This window comes from Streptomyces sp. NPDC002130 (assembly GCF_040296465.1).
In the GTDB taxonomy this organism is placed as follows: domain Bacteria; phylum Actinomycetota; class Actinomycetes; order Streptomycetales; family Streptomycetaceae; genus Streptomyces.
The window spans coordinates 1-1,402 of record NZ_JBEOXI010000861.1; the positions used below are offsets into that span (position 1 = coordinate 1).

Here is a 1,402-nt window from a genome sequence, read left to right on the forward strand (position 1 = left end):
GGCCGCAGGGTGTGCTGCCGCCAGGAGCGCCAGCCCAGCCAGGCCGCGACCATCACGGCGGTCGGGCCGCGCTGTCCGAGGACCACGTAGTAGTCTATGTGCGGCAAGCTTTCACATCATCGGAAGCTGAGCTATTTTTCCTGCTTCTACTTCATTGAGGGCCATCGACGCAGGCAGATGCCGTCGCTACGATGCTCACGTTTCTGATCGTGGTTTGTTTCGGGAAACGCTCGAATGACGGTACGGAAAAGTTGAACGCCATCGCAGACGGAGTGGCAGATCGGATGAGTCCGCTGGTCGCTCCAGCGGACATATACTCAAGGTGGAGGCCAGGTTCCCACGGGTCCGCTTGCGGCGCGAAGCCAATATCGAGCATCGATTCTGGCGATGTACGAGTCCGTTGCTCGTCGCGTGCTGACATCGCCGGCACACGAGACCCGACCGGTACGAGCAAGCCCGCGACGCCGCGACTGGCCGGTAAGTCAGAGCTTCTCCCTCAGCACGAGGACCGCCCCGACGAGGATCGGCGGATGGAATGCGGTCATGTGATTTCAATTGGTCGGCTCTCCAGATAGAGTGCGGCAATCTGGGTCACTGCGTCAGCCGGGAGGTTCCGGTCTGATGCGAGAACGCGTAGAGCACGGAGGAAATGGTCGTCGTTGGATTCCAAAACCTGGACCTTCTCGATAATGCGGTCCAGCCGAGTTCGGATCGTCGGATAGCTGACCTGATATTCATGGGCGAGCGCCTTGAGACTGCCCGATTTCAACACGAAGAGCCGCACGAAGGCCGCATCGAGAGACTGCGCGCCTTGCTCGCCGCCGAGGGCTTGTTCGATCCGAGACTCAAACGGCCGCTTCCGTTTCTGCCCGGCACGATCGGCCTGATCACGGGCCGAGCCAGCGCGGCCGAGAAGGATGTCGTCTCGGTCGCCCATCGTCGTTGGCCTGCAGTGGCGATCGCGGTGCGTAACACCGCGGTTCAGGGCCCGACTGCTGTTCCCCAGATCATCGAAGCGCTGAAGGAACTCGACGCCAACCCGGTGGTCGACGTCATCATCCTCGCTCGCGGCGGCGGTAGCGTCGAGGATCTTCTGCCCTTCTCCGACGAAGCACTGTGCCGCGCCATCGTGGCCTGCACGACGCCGATCGTCAGTGCCATCGGCCACGAGCCGGACAGCCCGCTCAGTGACCACGTCGCCGACCTGCGCGCAGCCACACCCACCGACGCGGCCAAGCGCGTCGTACCCGACGCGGTTGCGGAAGCTGCCCTGGTTGCGGATCTGCGTGACCGCTGCGCTGCGGCACTGCGCAGCTGGGTCAAGCGTGAGTCTCATCTGATCGAACAGTTGCGCACTCGACCGGTCATGGCATCACCGCTGCTCGCGGTGGATCGCCGCGCC

Annotated in this window: 2 protein-coding genes and 1 pseudogene; 1 reads left to right on the plus strand and 2 read right to left on the minus strand. The window is 63.3% G+C overall.

The annotated features are described in order from the left end of the window. A pseudogene (locus ABT116_RS51220) lies at positions 1–98 on the minus strand (phosphatase PAP2 family protein); the annotation flags it as partial. Positions 99–541: 443 nt separating this feature from the next. Beyond that, complete coding sequence (locus ABT116_RS46380) at positions 542–784, minus strand: DUF2089 family protein (protein WP_351647248.1); 243 nt, start codon at positions 782–784, stop codon at positions 542–544. On the opposite strand from ABT116_RS46380, the gene xseA reads away from it, so the two are divergent. After that, positions 737–1,402, plus strand: a 666-nt coding sequence (xseA, locus tag ABT116_RS46385) for an exodeoxyribonuclease VII large subunit (RefSeq protein WP_502984079.1), incomplete at its 3' end; no start/stop codon positions are given. The two genes, ABT116_RS46380 and xseA, sit on opposite strands and share 48 nt — an antisense overlap.